Here is a 12,407-nt window from a genome sequence, read left to right on the forward strand (position 1 = left end):
GATGTCATCACTCTCAGGCTCTGCGGCTCGCCGATCACGACGATACCCCAGTGCTCGGTGAGCAGACCAGCGAGAGTGGGAGTGAAGCACGTTTACACGGCTCTTGATAGGGCTGGTACCACGGGGTCGACTCCAACAAGAGCGTTAACTGGGTAGCCAAAATACTGGGCACAAAAAACCCGGCCGAAGCCGGGTAGGTATCGCTTTGATGTCGAATCCCGACACGCCGAGCGCTGCTGGCGTGCACAGGGGCTAGTGTCAATAACCTTGACGTTTAATGAAGCCGGTGACCGACTCAATGGTGGGATCAACAAGCCCATGGTACGCATGGAAATGAAAATCCTGCTCCTCTTCTTCCCACAAGGCCAACTGATCCGAGTCGAACGCCCAACGCTTGCCGCCGTGGGTGAACTCAGTCCAATCATCGTTCGCTTGGTCCTGAGAATTAGAGTCCGCGGGAGCTGCCTCCTGATCGCTGACCGCGACAGCCTCGACAACCTCACAACGAGTTCGGCATTCATCCAGTTCTTTCTGCGCCATAATGGCATCACGCATTTTGTCACCAAGCAAGTAGGACACTTTGTATTGCATATGAAATTCACCCCTCAATTTAGTCTTGGTTCCAATCAAGCGCAGAGCGCTCATTTTTCTCGTTAGACAGCGTGACGGAATCGGACCAGCTGAACGGGCACAGTACCCAATCGATAGCTGTCACCGAACAGTGAAGTACCCATAAAACCACCGTATTTGAGATCCGATTTGCAAACGGTGCGTAATTCGCCGTTATGTTGAACTGTATCGCCAGCACGAATCATGTCGATGTGAGTTTTAACTGTGTCGTAGTTGGTCATGGTGTATTTCCGTCCGATTTCCCGCAGCTAATCGCCGTGAAAGCAGCCGTCGCAGAACGCGGGTAGTAGACAAGTCCACTAATCTCCAGACGGAGGCTCTCTTCAGTAATCGCACGGCCCAGTGCTTCCCAGCCGTCTGCAGTAGCATTCAGTGGAAGCCCTACAGGCAGATCACGCAGCTCTTGCGATACCATGATGCAGAGTGGGCGCATCCAGTTTTTCATTGTCAGATCCATTTATTGCCGGAGTAAACATTCACACCACCCTTATGGAGCAGCTCGCTTACTTCGCAGTAACGGTCGCTCAACTCCCCGTGTGACTTGCCAAATTGCGCTGCCAACTCACATTTGATGCGAGCCGTTCTTACGGGGCCTCGTACTGCTGATTCTTGAAGTCCCTCAAGAGCCTTGCCGAGTGACGCTGCAGCGCCTCTCCGGGCCGATAGCGGCTCTACTTCGTTTGAAAACACACTCACAGCATCAGAACCCAACGGGATAGGTTCAAAGTACTGCCGAACAGAGCGGGGCACATCTTCGATAATCCGCGGGTATAGCAAGCCTGTACGACCGTGCTCCTTCAGCACGGCTTGGACATGCGTTTCCTCAGGAACGGTACAGTTAGCTTTGATGGCGATAAAACTGGGCATGGCATTACCTCGATGTTGTCCTAACGCTTGAGGGATGAGCCACACCCAGCATGAAGATCCGCCGCCCTGCTGCAGGAGGATGGTGAGCAGTACCAGGCCATTGGCGCGGATCAGAATCGACAAAAAAAAACCGGCGGAGCCGGGTGAAGGTAGGCGACGACTTACACCGGAGGGACTACCCGGCGCACGGGTAGCAACCCGCGTTTATAATGCATGCCAATAAAAACGGGGCAGTCGGCCAGCTGGCGCCATGTTGTAGCGTCATCCCCCAAGAACTGGTCATCTGCTTGCATCGTCTCGCCTGGCGCCAGCAGGCGATACCCAGTTGCCTCGGTCCGACCAGCGCAGGCGGACAGTGCCGCATGCACATCAGCCAGGCGGACGAATTCGCCGTCGTCAGCCTGGTATTTTTCGAGCGCAGCCATATACGCAGGCAACTCAGCCAGTTGGGCCCTTAACGAGCCGCACTCAGCTTTGAGCGCGTCAATGTCATCCGAACTGAGCTTGCTCCTCTGCAAGGCCCCGATCGTGACCAGCGCTTCACGAAACTGATCAACGTAATGCCCAACGCTGGTCGCCGGGAACTTGCTCAGCAAGCACTCGTCGTCGACAGCAGCGTCTGTATCTTCGGCCTCTTCTGACGGTTCACCTGGAACCATGAAAAACTCGCGCTCCACGGCCCCCAGGTAGTCCGAGAAGCGCTTGATGTTTTCCAAGTTTGTCAGAAGCACACTCAGAGACTGCCCATGGTGCACGCCGATTACGTCGTACACCCGGGCCATGTCGCGTTGTTCAGCGGACGAAACAGATGGAGCCTTCAGATAGACCTCACCTCCACCCTCCTCGTCCGTAATCGTGTCATGGGCAATCAGCAAGACCTGGCCAGCATGCTCCAGAGCCGCGATGCCCCCTTCCAGTAACCACTCCAGTCGAAGGCCCTCCTCCTCATCCGCTTGTGTTACCGCAACCGCTTCAACACGGATTGGATCCTCGCTGCCCAGGGCCTGTGATTGCGGCTCCAGCAGCTGCTCCCCTTGGTCTGTTAACTCTCACAGGCCAGGGCTTCGCTGAACTCGCTTGAGCAACCCCAGCTTAGTGAGCACATCAAACCAGTGGTTACCGATGTCGGCTCCCTGGCCGTCGCTGGCGCACTCGTCGAAGCGCTGCAGCTTCCGAATGACCAGATTAGCGAAGGGCGGCAGGCTAGCCAGTTGTCCGTGACGACTCATGCTGCTACCTCGACCGGTTGTGTGAGCGCTTGCTGGACGGCTTGGACGATCCGGAGCAGGTACAGGTAGTCCGGATTGTCTTCTGTTGCGCGGTCAACGGGGTAATGCCACTCATCACCGAACAGAAGGGACAAGAGTTCGGAATGGTTCCAGCACTCCCGCAATGAATCAACATCGCGGAGCTCATCAAGGCGCCTATACAGCGAACGGGCTTCCTCTGCGCTGAGATACCCCAGCTCCCAATCGGTACCACTGCGCTCCCGCCGGCGATCGATGATGCACTTCACTGAAAGCTGTCTGAGAGCCTTTGCGCTGAAGCGTGTGCTGCTCAGGCCGCGGCTCAGGCAATTCAGGACGTACTCGTCAGCGCATTTGGCGACGAATTGGGTCACTGTCCTCTGACCCATTCCTCCCCAGTAGGCTGTCCAGCTCTCTCCCGCACAAGCGATAGTCAGATTCCCCTGACCGGAAATGTAGTCTGGGTTGTGATCTTGTGGCGAGGCCCTAACGCCAAGGTCTTCCAAGAAAACTGTGATCGGGTCAAGGTTCACGGCTCCCGTGATGACTAGCTTTGTTACCACAGAACGCTCTACAGTCAGGCTCGTGGCTGATGCTGCTTCAGCACTGCAGTCCATACCCATATCATCCTCATGCTCAATGGATTCATAACACGTATGCATACGTTACATGCGGGCGATTGAACTGGCAACAAAGGTACTTCCCCTTGCTTCGGTCAGTACGCCAAGTCTGCATAAAACTCATGCTGACACTCAGGGCAACACAGCTCTGCGTCTAAAAGTGCTTCTGGAAGCATAACGGTATCGCCCAGTTGCGAAGCCACGACTGCGCGGCAGATGGCAACCAGAGGGCTATCGCCACCCTGGTAGCGTTGATCTTCTTGGCCAGAAACCCAAGCCTCCCAGCAGTCCTCGCTTACCTCGATCAAATTCACGCGGTACTCAAAGATGAGCGAGCCGCCCTGATTCCAATCGGTGGACGGCGTGTAACCCCCTGGAACACGGATAGGATTCAGGCGGAAACCGGTGATTACGGAGTGCTTGCCTTCAACCTCAACCAGTTTCTCACCATTGGCCTTAGCCACAGCCCAATCCAAGGCTGCCCCAGCCAATTCGGCAGCTTTTGCTTCCACAGTAGTGGTCATGGCCTCGTTTTCCTAGACGTTCAGTGCTTGGATCAAACCCAACTCATTGAGCGCTTCATGCTTGCAAGAATTGGTTCAAGAGCTATGCAATCCTGTTTATTTGAGGCTGAAACAACCAAATGCCGAGCATTACAATGCTGGCACTCACCGAACTGGACGCCATGACGCACAGGAACAACAAGCTCTTCATTTTTCGAGGGGTCTGGCGTAATCCAGGTACCACATTCTGCGCAGGGAAATTTAGGCAAAATCACGCTTTCCATGCGCGTTTCATTGATGATCGCATGCAGTCTGCTAGTCATCTTTCGACTGTCTTGAGCCTCTGCTATTCGTTGCTCCCGAGAACCACGGTTTTTTGCCTGTCCCATAAACAATGCTTCCTCATGCTCTATGGACGCGCCAAAAGCGCGCCTCTGTTACGGTATCAGTCCAACGCATGTCTGGATTTTCTGCGCTGGCCGATCTGGCGCTTCTACTAACCGAGCCCCGCCACTGGCCGAGGCGTTGGTTGTACTCGATATTTCCTATTCGTCTCGTTCTCGGGTTTCGTTGTAGTGCGTCCGCTCAGTGCGAGGGTCTTTGGCGTACAACCAGAAAAACATCACCCAGGTCAGGCTCGAAACAACAATCGCGCTCCAGCCGTTTCCGACCCCGAACAGCAGCCAGCCGACCAGGCAGGCAATGACGTACAGCAAAGTCACTACCAGAGAACGTCTGAACACCCAAGCGAAGTAGTCAACGTTCATCGCAGCCTCCGCCAGCGTTATCGTTAATGGCCATCCTGAATTCCTAGATTACTGTGATCAGTTCGCAGGGCGCCGTTGTCTTGCGATAACGGACACAATCAAAACACACACTGCCACCCCGAGAATGCCAAACGGTGTTGGTACGCCCAACACATGGCTTTGTGCGATGGAATCAACCAGCGACAGCCAAGGCCGGTCGTTTGGCATCATGCTCGGAACGAGAAAGACACCGAGCGAAGCAATCCACACCGCAAGTAGCAGAAGCACAGGCTGGAAGACCGTGCAGACCGCTTCCGCTATCTTGGCGAGCACTACGCCAAATAGGATGTACGGGAGCAGGAGCAAAAAAATCAACAACTGAAGAATCGCTATCATCGGTACTACCTCATGTGGTGGTGGATGCCAAAGCTTCGGCACCCTTTCACTGGCTTAGCCCCGACTGGCGGGGCTGGGGGTGTCGCGGCGATTTCCTCGAACAGTTACTGTTGATCAGCCATGACAGAGCAAAAGTAGATGAACCACGTCAGCCCAACAGTCACCACAAAGAACAACAGCCATAATTTCCAGGCCCCCTCAGTTTCCCGACATGCAGAAGCACACCATCCGAGTAATACCGCGAGAACTGCCGTAAAAAATATTGCCCCGCCTAGACTCATTTCATTCCCTGCTCGATCCTGGGCACGCTTGCCGTGCCCCTCTACTGCCGCTGCCCAGCAGGGGCTGGGCTTGGGCGGTACCGTGATTTCCTACAAGAAAACGGTGTCAGTGACGGTCTTGCCGCCATCGGCGCCGATGGTGGTCATGCGCATACGTGCCCCCTCGCCGCCGCGCAGCTCGAAGCCCTCGGGTGGCTCGATCAGGAACCCGGCTGTGCGTGTGGTTGGGTCGCCAATGCCGTAGACCGGGTTTTCGCCTTCAGCGCTCGGTTTCACACTGCCAAAGCAAGGCAGCACTGCTTCAATTTCTTCCGGGGTCAGTGGCAGGTACATGTTGTTGGAATGCTGGACCAGCTCGCCGTTGCAGTGACGCAGCAGGTAGATATCGGACCCGAAAATGCCCTGACGACGGCGGATCTGGACCACGTAGCCGATCTGGTTCACCAGCGGCACCGGGCCTGGCCCAGTCCGCACATACTGACCGAACACCGGCAGTTGATCCTGGGCACCGGCAAACATGGTCGTGGCACGCTTCTCCCACGATGCGGATTGCAGCACCTGGGGGAAGACTTCTTGATAGTCTGGTTTTTCGCGGTCCATCGGCATTCCTTGATTTCGCGGGCGCGAAACTCGCACCCTGGTACTGCAAAAGGCCCAATCAAGGGCCGTGCTGTGCAGCGGGATTTTCCTTGGTCAGATTTCGGTGCTACCAACCCAGTGGGCGCCAAGGTAGCCATCGGCGCCGTCACGGGTAATCGCTTCATGCTGCGTGGCAACTTCCAGCAGCTGCTCATGCGTCCAACCGGATACCGGCGCTGTCACCGTTGCCAGCACGTTGCCGGCGAGCGAGCGGATTTCGAAAGCCTGGTGCTTCACCGTGGCAAGCAATTCCGGCTCTCCTGGGCGCTGATCTGTAACGAGACTCAACATGGCGTTTTCCCTGCTACTTCGAATGGTTGAGCTTCATGGCCATAGCATCGGTTAGAGCCTGAAGCCTCTCAAACCCGCAAGAGTCACCCTTCGGATCGAAAAAGCTTACTGGTTCACCCTCGGGGCGCTCTTTGAGGTCATCCGAAGCGGGGTTCCTGGGCAAGTAGTTGGCACCGAGAACTGGGACTTTCTGTGCTGGGCTGGTCATTTATCTTCTCCTACTCGATCCTTGGCACGCTTACCGTGCCCCTCTACTGCCGCTGCCCAGATCGATGGCTGGGCTTGGGCGTACCTGGGCGACGTTTTCCCTTAACTGGCGGCCTGCGTATCGTCGGCCAACTCAATGTCAAAAATTGCCTTGGCTGGTTTATCCCAAGCCAGCGAGAAGGCTTCGATGATCTTCTGCCGGAACGCCTCAAGTGTTGCTTGGCGATCCTCAGGAGCCAGGGCATCGAGGTCGATCAAGAAATCACCCGCCGCATGGATTTCTGCGCCCTCGCCATCGAGGCCGACTGAACGGTCCCCTTCAGTCCAAACGTGTACGGACGCTACCTTGCCACCCAAAATACCCATTCCCTATCTCCATGAATTGAGCCGCAAAACGCGCCTCCTGGTACTGCCAAAGCCCGCACTCGGCGGGCTGATGATCGGCGGCGGTTTCCTATTGCGCATCAGGGTCAACCGCGACCCACGCTTTTGCACCGTTGTAGTCGTCGCCGCCCTCGGCCTTGAAGACCACCCCGGCCTTGTCCACGGCGTACGCACCTGGGCGCTCGCTGGCCGGGTCGCGCAGTTGATCCTTCCAGCCGTACACGTCGCCGTCCCACACCAGCACGACGCCTTCACGGTGTTCCTGGTTGCCTGCTCGCCACTTCGCGGCGGTCGAGCGCAGCGCCTCGATCAGTTGTGCCATGGTCACGTTTTCCTACACGTCCTGAATGAGATTGCGTAGCCGCTCCAGCACGGCCCGAGCGAACTCAGGCGCTGCCGCTTTGGCGTCCTCGATGCTGGCAAACCCGCTACCAATGTGGCCCAAATAATCCAACTCGAAAGCGCCGGCATCGTCGGTGATGGCCATCATTTCCTGACCCGCGAAACGGGCGACTTGCATCACGTCGGGGCTATCCCCCCACCAGACCTGTTGAGGCCGATTCAGGGGGAATACGTCCCCCTCTCTAACTTTGATCTGCATGCTCTTTTCCTCGAACAAATCAGTGGTTAGTCTTGGGGTCAACCCACAGCTCACGACCGCGACGATAAAACACGACCTCGTGTCCATCGCGTTCAAGCTCTGCAGCTTCCGCAAGCACAGCTGCGGCTGTCGAGTCTGGCCCAAACACCTGTGCCATATGCTCAAGAATCGCCCGGTTGACTATTTTCGTAACGTTTGGATCGTCGATCATCTGAGCGTCGTTTTCCTTGTTACCCGGCTGCATGGGCCTGAGCTGCTTTCGCAGCCTCGACCTTTGCGGTGATGTCCTGATGGTTGGTGAGTTCATTCCCGCAACGACGAATCGAACGCTCGCCCGTGCGGATCTCTTCCGTGCAGCTGGTCGGCTTTGATTTTTGAGCACGCTTAACGGTCCCACAGGACTCGCATTGAGCAATCCAATACTTCATGGCGAATTCCGTTAACAGTTAGTCGAATCGTTTCTTGGCACACGCTGAGACCCGCCGCGTCAGGATAGTTGTCGTGTGAGTTGATTCGATGAGTCTTGGTCGGTGGGCGGAAGTGAGAGCCGTGTGGCGCGTTATTCGATAGAGCATCGGGAGTGGGTGGTGCGGCAGATGATGCCGCCCTTGAACCGGACGGTGCCGGAGCTGGTGGAAGCGACAGGCATTACTGATGCCACCCTGTATGCTTGGCGCAAACAGGCCAGAGCAGCGGGAGCAGTGGTGCCGGGAGATGGACAGCAGGCCGACCAGTGGTCGAGCCAGGACAAGTTTCGGGTGGTGCTGGAAAGCGCCAGCCTCAATGCGGCTGAGCTGGCGGAGTACTGCCGGCGCAAAGGCCTGTATGTCGAGCAGATCAACGCCTGGCGCGAAGTCTGCGAGCAGGCCAACAGCCTGGCTCAGCCGAGCAAGACCCGGCGCGAACGCGAAGAGGAAAAGGCCGCGAAGAAGCGCATCAAGCAGCTGGAGCGTGAACTGCGGCGCAAGGATGCAGCGCTGGCAGAAACCGCGGCTCTGCTGGTGTTGCGAAAAAAAGCCGAGGCGCTCTGGGGGAAGGACGAGGACGAATGATCAGCGCCCCGGATCGCCGTGAAACGCTGCAGTTGATCGAGGACGCCGTGGCGGCGGGAGCGCGGCGGGCGCAGGCCTGCGCCGAACTGGGCCTGTCGCTGCGCAGCCTACAGCGCTGGCAGCACTGCCCGGAGGATCGGCGTCCTTCGGCACAACGAGCTGAGCCGGCCAACAAGCTGACCCCGCAAGAGCGCCGCCGCGTGCTGGAGGTCGCCAACCAGCCCGAGTTTGCCAGCCTGCCGCCGCAGCAGATCGTGGCGCGGCTGGCCGATCAGGGCACCTGGCTGGCCTCGGAGTCGACCTTTTACCGGTTGCTGAAGGACGCCGAACAGCAGCATCCGCGCGGCCGTAGCCGCCCACCGGTGAAACGAGCGCTGACGACCCATGTTGCCGACGGCCCGAACCAGCTGTGGTGCTGGGACATCACCTGGCTGCCGACCACGGTCAAGGGCCGTTACTTCTACTGGTACATGATCAAGGACGTCTACAGCCGGAAGTTGGTGGCCAACGAGGTGCATGAAAGTGAAAGCGCCGAGCAGGCCGCCCAGCTGCTACGCCAGGCCTGCCTACGTGAACAGCGGGCAGGCCAGCCACTGGTACTGCACTCGGACAACGGCAGCGCGATGAAGGGCTCGACCATGCTGGCGGCCATGCAGAACCTGGGTGTGATGCCCTCGTTCAGCCGCCCGCGGGTGAGCAATGACAACGCCTATGCCGAGGCCTTGTTCCGCACGGCGAAGTACTGCCCGCTGTGGCCGGAGCGGCCCTTCGACACGCTGGAGCAGGCCAGGAACTGGGTGAACAGCTTCGTGGCCTGGTACAACCATGAACATCGCCACAGCGCCCTGAAGTTCGTGACCCCGGCGCAGCGACATACTGGCCAGGCGGAAGAGTTGCTGCGCAAGCGTATCGAGCTGTACGAGGCGGCGCGTGCACGGCACCCGGAGCGCTGGAGCGGCAACATCAGGAACTGGGTGCTGGCACCAATCGTGTGCCTGAACCCGGAGCGGGAAGCGGTACTGCAGCAAACATCAAAGGCAGCGTGACACGCTCACGCGACAACTACCTTGAAAATCGCCGGAGACTGCTTTGTAACAGTTGATTGAGAGCAGACATAGGATGATCCAGGTGATAGAAGTAAAGAGCACGTACCACAACCCTACCCCTTGGTAGATCAGGGCTGGAACAGCCGTCACAAGGCATGCGGTCATTACGCCCAAGAAAAACAGATAGATTAGGAGGCACTGGAATGTTTGGATACCCGATTTCATGGAGTTTTCCTTAGTCGATCAGCTCAATGCGACCATCGTGGTACACCCGGCGATGGCCACCGCCGTTGCAGTTCACCTCAACGACGAAATCCGGCCAGATTTGTACGATTTGCCAGTCAGCTTTTTGCATGGCGTTTTCCCGTTACTCGTCGTCAAAGTCTTCAAGCTGGCCGAACAGTGCGATTTCGCCCAAGTGGGTTTGGTCTGGCTTCGCGTGCTCCAGCTCACGCAGAATCTTCTGAGCCAGAGCCAGAGCTTGGTCCTTCGGAATAACCAAACGAACAAGATCCGGGTAATGGGACTTGCCGCCCCACATCTGCTGGCCTTTACCGACTGTAAACTCTTGATCCTTGCTACGCATGGCGCGATTCCTTTGGCTCGTTGCTACATTGGTAGAGCCGCCCGGTCTGACGTTTGATTACCTTCTGACAGCCTGGCTATCGCGGGTGATCGGTACTCCGGGCGACTCTCCAATGCAGCCCCTGTGGGCTGCCGGGATTTCCTATTTACTGGGAGCAGTTAAAGACAGCTCTGCTGCTTCGACCCTGACACGCTCAAGAACGGGGTCGCTCAGCTCCTGAGCCGCACCCTCCCAGACGTACTGCTCAGTAATCCCAGACACGCACAGGCCAGGCACCCCGCGAAGCACAAACAGCGCCTCGGCCTGCTTCACAATACTGGCTTCGGGGAACCGGGACTTCACAAACTCTTTGGCGCTCAATTTCAGTGACATGCGGTGGTTTCCTTGGTCTGGCTCATTCTTCAAACTCGGTGTACTCGCGCAGTGGCGGCGGTGCATCACCGTTGTAGCCGTCCACCTCATCATCACGAGGCAGAACGTACAGCTTTTGGAACTTGATCAGGTCGGTAATCGTCGCGTAGCTGCCAACCGACATACCGTGAACCACCTGACCGCATTCATTCACGTAGGTGGCATGCGCCTCCCAAGCACGAACATCGAACATCGCACGGCGGGAGCGCCAAGCGCCTTTCACCGGGTAGACGTTCTCTGGCGACCAAGTGAGTGCAAGGCCATGACGTTCAGGGAACGCCGCTTGAAGCATCTTGCACAGCTTTCTGACCTTGTAGCCTGCCATGGTCGCGTTTTCCGGTAGGTCAGTCGAGGCCGCGCAGGGGCAGGCCAAAATCATCGCGCAGCACGCGCAATTGCTCTTTGTCCATTTCTTCCAAGTCGGAGCAGTCGGCATCGGCCAGGCCCTGACGGCGCAACAGTGCGGCAACATCCTCAACCTGGACAATGAACCGGGCCGGGCCAGGTCAGCAGCTGCGTACAGAATGCCCTGCTGCAACTAGGTCGGTTTCCGAGGGCGGCGAGGCTTTAGGCTTGTGGTCATGGTCTCGCTTTCATTCAGGCAGTCCTACAGATCGATCGGTACAGCAATGTTCCTAAATCTTTTTTCGCAGAAAGCGACCCCTGCGTGCCGATGCGGGTTGAACTCCATCAGCAGAATCAATGGCAGCGTATTCGCTGCTTAACCACTCATCCAGCAAGCACGGCGATAACCCTTCCTTCTCAGTAATAGCCTGCAACCGTCTGTATGCTTCTTTGTCCAGCGGGTCATACTCAGCCAGGAAGGCATCCATCCTAGCTCCCCATGTCTTTGCTGCTTTTCCGAAGCGAAGCACTGCCGCAAATGTTGCGCACGACGCCAGCATCGAAGTCCAGCCCGTGCCTACGGCCGCCACGGAGAGGGCTCCGACCGCCATAGCAGCAGCTACCGCAAGAGCCATGCGCGGCCCGAGAAAAGGAGGCTCAAAGAAAAAACGCGAGCAAGTCCGTATCCGGCCTAACTGCTTGCGGCGTTCAGCTGTGTCGAGGGACTGCCCCGACGGCTTACCGCCCGTTATCACTCGTAAATTCTTGGGATTTCTAGACATTTGCAGACTCGGCCATCCCAGTGAAGACCGCAGTCAATGCACCTACCATCCAAACCATCGCCATGACGTGGCTTGCAGAACGATAAAAGCGTTCGTCCTCTGCACTAAGCTCTTTCGTTGGTTTCTTCTTGAACATCACAATTTCCTGTTCATTGGCTTCGATCTCGGATCGCCCGGCCGGTAATGCGCCGCCCAGGGCTGACCTGCAAAATCATAACGCGTACGCATAATACTGCAAAGTACAAATGGCTTTACTGCAAGCGCAGCTGGCATGAGGCGGGCTGGTGACCGGACTGTTTGGTTAGAAGGAAGCAGTTAGTGTGGGCCGCCAAACGGAAAAACCCCAGCCTTGGCCGGGGTGTGTGGAGCATTTACTGAAAGCTGACCACGCAACATGCGCACTCGTCAGAGCTGCGTGCGGTGATGGCTAACCGGAAAAGCCCCTGAACATCAGTCAGCCGGGGTTTTCCTTTGATCAAGACCAGGACCAGCAACCGCGGCCTCACTGGCGAGAGGCCAGTTTAGCAGCCCGGGCGGCGGGCGATGGAGTTTCCTTGATTAGGCGGGCAAGGAAGGCGGTGTAACTGGCCTGTTCGTTGATGTGCATGATGCAAGCGAGGAAATCTTTGCGCTTGCGCTCAAGCCAATGCTCGGCCTTGTCGGCGCCCTCAATGGGCAGGCGTTGGGCGAACAGGGTGTAGTCGTTTAGGGCGACCTGTTGTGGCCAGGTGAGTTCGGATACGGGCAGCTGATTCATGTTGGCATCTCCAGGA

The 12,407-nt window shown here is 57.3% G+C and carries 25 protein-coding genes; 1 reads left to right on the plus strand and 24 read right to left on the minus strand.

What is annotated here, in order from left to right:
• Positions 1-258: 258 nt before the first annotated feature.
• From J5X93_RS26345 to J5X93_RS26430, 18 genes are all read right to left on the minus strand, one after another.
• Positions 259-645: a hypothetical protein gene (locus J5X93_RS26345; protein ID WP_023662039.1), complete on the minus strand. Its 387-nt coding sequence runs from the start codon at positions 643-645 to the stop codon at positions 259-261.
• Between the two features lie 8 nt (positions 646-653).
• Positions 654-851, minus strand: a complete 198-nt coding sequence (locus tag J5X93_RS26350) for a hypothetical protein (protein ID WP_039614351.1) — start codon at positions 849-851, stop codon at positions 654-656.
• A complete protein-coding gene (locus J5X93_RS26355) occupies positions 848-1,075 on the minus strand; it encodes a hypothetical protein (protein ID WP_128637219.1) in 228 nt (75 codons plus the stop codon). The genes J5X93_RS26350 and J5X93_RS26355 overlap by 4 nt, the downstream gene beginning before the upstream one ends.
• Before the next feature lie 2 nt (positions 1,076-1,077).
• Positions 1,078-1,620 (minus strand): hypothetical protein, encoded by a 543-nt coding sequence (locus tag J5X93_RS26360; RefSeq protein WP_155738441.1) that lies wholly within the window; start codon positions 1,618-1,620, stop codon positions 1,078-1,080.
• Positions 1,621-1,658: 38 nt separating this feature from the next.
• A complete protein-coding gene (locus tag J5X93_RS26365; RefSeq protein ID WP_250035056.1) occupies positions 1,659-2,372 on the minus strand; it encodes a hypothetical protein in 714 nt (237 codons plus the stop codon).
• 174 nt (positions 2,373-2,546) lie between these two features.
• Positions 2,547-2,726 carry a hypothetical protein gene (locus J5X93_RS26370; RefSeq protein ID WP_250035047.1) on the minus strand — a complete coding sequence of 60 codons (180 nt, stop codon included), beginning with the start codon at positions 2,724-2,726 and terminating at the stop codon, positions 2,547-2,549.
• The gene (locus J5X93_RS28675) at positions 2,723-3,406 is read right to left on the minus strand and encodes a phiTE_072 family protein (protein ID WP_237043896.1); all 684 of its coding nucleotides are present in this window, start codon (positions 3,404-3,406) and stop codon (positions 2,723-2,725) included. The genes J5X93_RS26370 and J5X93_RS28675 overlap by 4 nt, the downstream gene beginning before the upstream one ends.
• 53 nt (positions 3,407-3,459) lie before the next feature.
• A complete protein-coding gene (locus tag J5X93_RS26380) occupies positions 3,460-3,888 on the minus strand; it encodes a phage protein NinX family protein (protein ID WP_232860027.1) in 429 nt (142 codons plus the stop codon).
• Between the two features lie 32 nt (positions 3,889-3,920).
• Complete coding sequence (locus J5X93_RS26385; RefSeq protein WP_128637215.1) at positions 3,921-4,256, minus strand: hypothetical protein; 336 nt, start codon at positions 4,254-4,256, stop codon at positions 3,921-3,923.
• Positions 4,257-4,412: 156 nt separating this feature from the next.
• Positions 4,413-4,634, minus strand: coding sequence for a hypothetical protein (locus J5X93_RS26390; RefSeq protein WP_023383640.1), 222 nt, complete (start codon positions 4,632-4,634; stop codon positions 4,413-4,415).
• A gap of 57 nt (positions 4,635-4,691) precedes the next feature.
• Positions 4,692-5,009 (minus strand): hypothetical protein, encoded by a 318-nt coding sequence (locus tag J5X93_RS26395; protein WP_023662032.1) that lies wholly within the window; start codon positions 5,007-5,009, stop codon positions 4,692-4,694.
• Positions 5,010-5,380: 371 nt separating this feature from the next.
• A complete protein-coding gene (locus J5X93_RS26400; protein WP_039614360.1) occupies positions 5,381-5,890 on the minus strand; it encodes a hypothetical protein in 510 nt (169 codons plus the stop codon).
• Positions 5,891-5,983: 93 nt separating this feature from the next.
• Positions 5,984-6,220: a hypothetical protein gene (locus J5X93_RS26405; RefSeq protein ID WP_039614361.1), complete on the minus strand. Its 237-nt coding sequence runs from the start codon at positions 6,218-6,220 to the stop codon at positions 5,984-5,986.
• A 309-nt stretch (positions 6,221-6,529) separates the two neighbouring features.
• Positions 6,530-6,793: a hypothetical protein gene (locus tag J5X93_RS26410; RefSeq protein WP_172688331.1), complete on the minus strand. Its 264-nt coding sequence runs from the start codon at positions 6,791-6,793 to the stop codon at positions 6,530-6,532.
• An 88-nt stretch (positions 6,794-6,881) separates the two neighbouring features.
• Entirely contained in the window at positions 6,882-7,133 is a 252-nt protein-coding gene (locus J5X93_RS26415) for a hypothetical protein (protein WP_023662156.1), read from the minus strand.
• Positions 7,134-7,145: 12 nt separating this feature from the next.
• Entirely contained in the window at positions 7,146-7,412 is a 267-nt protein-coding gene (locus J5X93_RS26420; protein WP_023662157.1) for a hypothetical protein, read from the minus strand.
• Between the two features lie 19 nt (positions 7,413-7,431).
• Positions 7,432-7,623, minus strand: coding sequence for a hypothetical protein (locus tag J5X93_RS26425; protein WP_128637239.1), 192 nt, complete (start codon positions 7,621-7,623; stop codon positions 7,432-7,434).
• Positions 7,624-7,642: 19 nt separating this feature from the next.
• Positions 7,643-7,840, minus strand: coding sequence for a hypothetical protein (locus J5X93_RS26430; protein ID WP_063977588.1), 198 nt, complete (start codon positions 7,838-7,840; stop codon positions 7,643-7,645).
• A 123-nt stretch (positions 7,841-7,963) separates the two neighbouring features.
• Here J5X93_RS26430 and J5X93_RS26435 point away from each other — a divergent pair.
• A protein-coding gene (locus tag J5X93_RS26435; protein WP_250034213.1) for an IS3 family transposase occupies positions 7,964-9,510 on the plus strand; the annotation gives its coding sequence in 2 pieces (ribosomal slippage) (positions 7,964-8,450 and positions 8,450-9,510; 1,548 coding nt in all).
• A 367-nt stretch (positions 9,511-9,877) separates the two neighbouring features.
• Here J5X93_RS26435 and J5X93_RS26440 read toward each other — a convergent pair.
• The 6 genes from J5X93_RS26440 to J5X93_RS26465 form a co-directional block, all read right to left on the minus strand.
• Positions 9,878-10,096, minus strand: coding sequence for a hypothetical protein (locus J5X93_RS26440; RefSeq protein WP_023662161.1), 219 nt, complete (start codon positions 10,094-10,096; stop codon positions 9,878-9,880).
• Positions 10,097-10,237: 141 nt separating this feature from the next.
• Complete coding sequence (locus J5X93_RS26445) at positions 10,238-10,468, minus strand: hypothetical protein (protein ID WP_054902294.1); 231 nt, start codon at positions 10,466-10,468, stop codon at positions 10,238-10,240.
• Positions 10,469-10,490: 22 nt separating this feature from the next.
• The gene (locus J5X93_RS26450) at positions 10,491-10,832 is read right to left on the minus strand and encodes a hypothetical protein (RefSeq protein WP_054902295.1); all 342 of its coding nucleotides are present in this window, start codon (positions 10,830-10,832) and stop codon (positions 10,491-10,493) included.
• 310 nt (positions 10,833-11,142) lie between these two features.
• Positions 11,143-11,340 (minus strand): hypothetical protein, encoded by a 198-nt coding sequence (locus J5X93_RS26455; RefSeq protein WP_152619909.1) that lies wholly within the window; start codon positions 11,338-11,340, stop codon positions 11,143-11,145.
• 286 nt (positions 11,341-11,626) lie between these two features.
• Positions 11,627-11,770 (minus strand): hypothetical protein, encoded by a 144-nt coding sequence (locus J5X93_RS26460; RefSeq protein WP_023662164.1) that lies wholly within the window; start codon positions 11,768-11,770, stop codon positions 11,627-11,629.
• Between the two features lie 366 nt (positions 11,771-12,136).
• Positions 12,137-12,391 carry a hypothetical protein gene (locus J5X93_RS26465; protein WP_023662165.1) on the minus strand — a complete coding sequence of 85 codons (255 nt, stop codon included), beginning with the start codon at positions 12,389-12,391 and terminating at the stop codon, positions 12,137-12,139.
• Positions 12,392-12,407: the final 16 nt, after the last annotated feature.

The organism is Pseudomonas sp. BYT-1 (assembly GCF_023611805.1).
Classification (GTDB): Bacteria; Pseudomonadota; Gammaproteobacteria; order Pseudomonadales; family Pseudomonadaceae; genus Aquipseudomonas; species Aquipseudomonas guariconensis.

Bases quoted from the DNA above. Each gene is read 5' to 3' on its own strand.
- J5X93_RS26400 (WP_039614360.1), bottom strand. From the start codon at position 5,890: ATGGACCGCGAAAAACCAGACTATCAAGAAGTCTTCCCCCAGGTGCTG.
- J5X93_RS26425 (WP_128637239.1), bottom strand. From the start codon at position 7,623: ATGATCGACGATCCAAACGTTACGAAAATAGTCAACCGGGCGATTCTT.
- J5X93_RS26370 (WP_250035047.1), bottom strand. From the start codon at position 2,726: ATGAGTCGTCACGGACAACTGGCTAGCCTGCCGCCCTTCGCTAATCTG.
- J5X93_RS26395 (WP_023662032.1), bottom strand. From the start codon at position 5,009: ATGATAGCGATTCTTCAGTTGTTGATTTTTTTGCTCCTGCTCCCGTAC.
- J5X93_RS26405 (WP_039614361.1), bottom strand. From the start codon at position 6,220: ATGTTGAGTCTCGTTACAGATCAGCGCCCAGGAGAGCCGGAATTGCTT.
- J5X93_RS26445 (WP_054902294.1), bottom strand. From the start codon at position 10,468: ATGTCACTGAAATTGAGCGCCAAAGAGTTTGTGAAGTCCCGGTTCCCC.
- J5X93_RS26440 (WP_023662161.1), bottom strand. From the start codon at position 10,096: ATGCGTAGCAAGGATCAAGAGTTTACAGTCGGTAAAGGCCAGCAGATG.
- J5X93_RS26460 (WP_023662164.1), bottom strand. From the start codon at position 11,770: ATGTTCAAGAAGAAACCAACGAAAGAGCTTAGTGCAGAGGACGAACGC.
- J5X93_RS26430 (WP_063977588.1), bottom strand. From the start codon at position 7,840: ATGAAGTATTGGATTGCTCAATGCGAGTCCTGTGGGACCGTTAAGCGT.
- J5X93_RS26345 (WP_023662039.1), bottom strand. From the start codon at position 645: ATGAGCGCTCTGCGCTTGATTGGAACCAAGACTAAATTGAGGGGTGAA.
- J5X93_RS26415 (WP_023662156.1), bottom strand. From the start codon at position 7,133: ATGGCACAACTGATCGAGGCGCTGCGCTCGACCGCCGCGAAGTGGCGA.
- J5X93_RS26385 (WP_128637215.1), bottom strand. From the start codon at position 4,256: ATGGGACAGGCAAAAAACCGTGGTTCTCGGGAGCAACGAATAGCAGAG.
- J5X93_RS26355 (WP_128637219.1), bottom strand. From the start codon at position 1,075: ATGAAAAACTGGATGCGCCCACTCTGCATCATGGTATCGCAAGAGCTG.
- J5X93_RS26465 (WP_023662165.1), bottom strand. From the start codon at position 12,391: ATGAATCAGCTGCCCGTATCCGAACTCACCTGGCCACAACAGGTCGCC.
- J5X93_RS26380 (WP_232860027.1), bottom strand. From the start codon at position 3,888: ATGACCACTACTGTGGAAGCAAAAGCTGCCGAATTGGCTGGGGCAGCC.
- J5X93_RS26350 (WP_039614351.1), bottom strand. From the start codon at position 851: ATGACCAACTACGACACAGTTAAAACTCACATCGACATGATTCGTGCT.
- J5X93_RS26450 (WP_054902295.1), bottom strand. From the start codon at position 10,832: ATGGCAGGCTACAAGGTCAGAAAGCTGTGCAAGATGCTTCAAGCGGCG.
- J5X93_RS26410 (WP_172688331.1), bottom strand. From the start codon at position 6,793: ATGGGTATTTTGGGTGGCAAGGTAGCGTCCGTACACGTTTGGACTGAA.
- J5X93_RS26455 (WP_152619909.1), bottom strand. From the start codon at position 11,340: ATGGATGCCTTCCTGGCTGAGTATGACCCGCTGGACAAAGAAGCATAC.
- J5X93_RS28675 (WP_237043896.1), bottom strand. From the start codon at position 3,406: ATGCATACGTGTTATGAATCCATTGAGCATGAGGATGATATGGGTATG.
- J5X93_RS26420 (WP_023662157.1), bottom strand. From the start codon at position 7,412: ATGCAGATCAAAGTTAGAGAGGGGGACGTATTCCCCCTGAATCGGCCT.
- J5X93_RS26390 (WP_023383640.1), bottom strand. From the start codon at position 4,634: ATGAACGTTGACTACTTCGCTTGGGTGTTCAGACGTTCTCTGGTAGTG.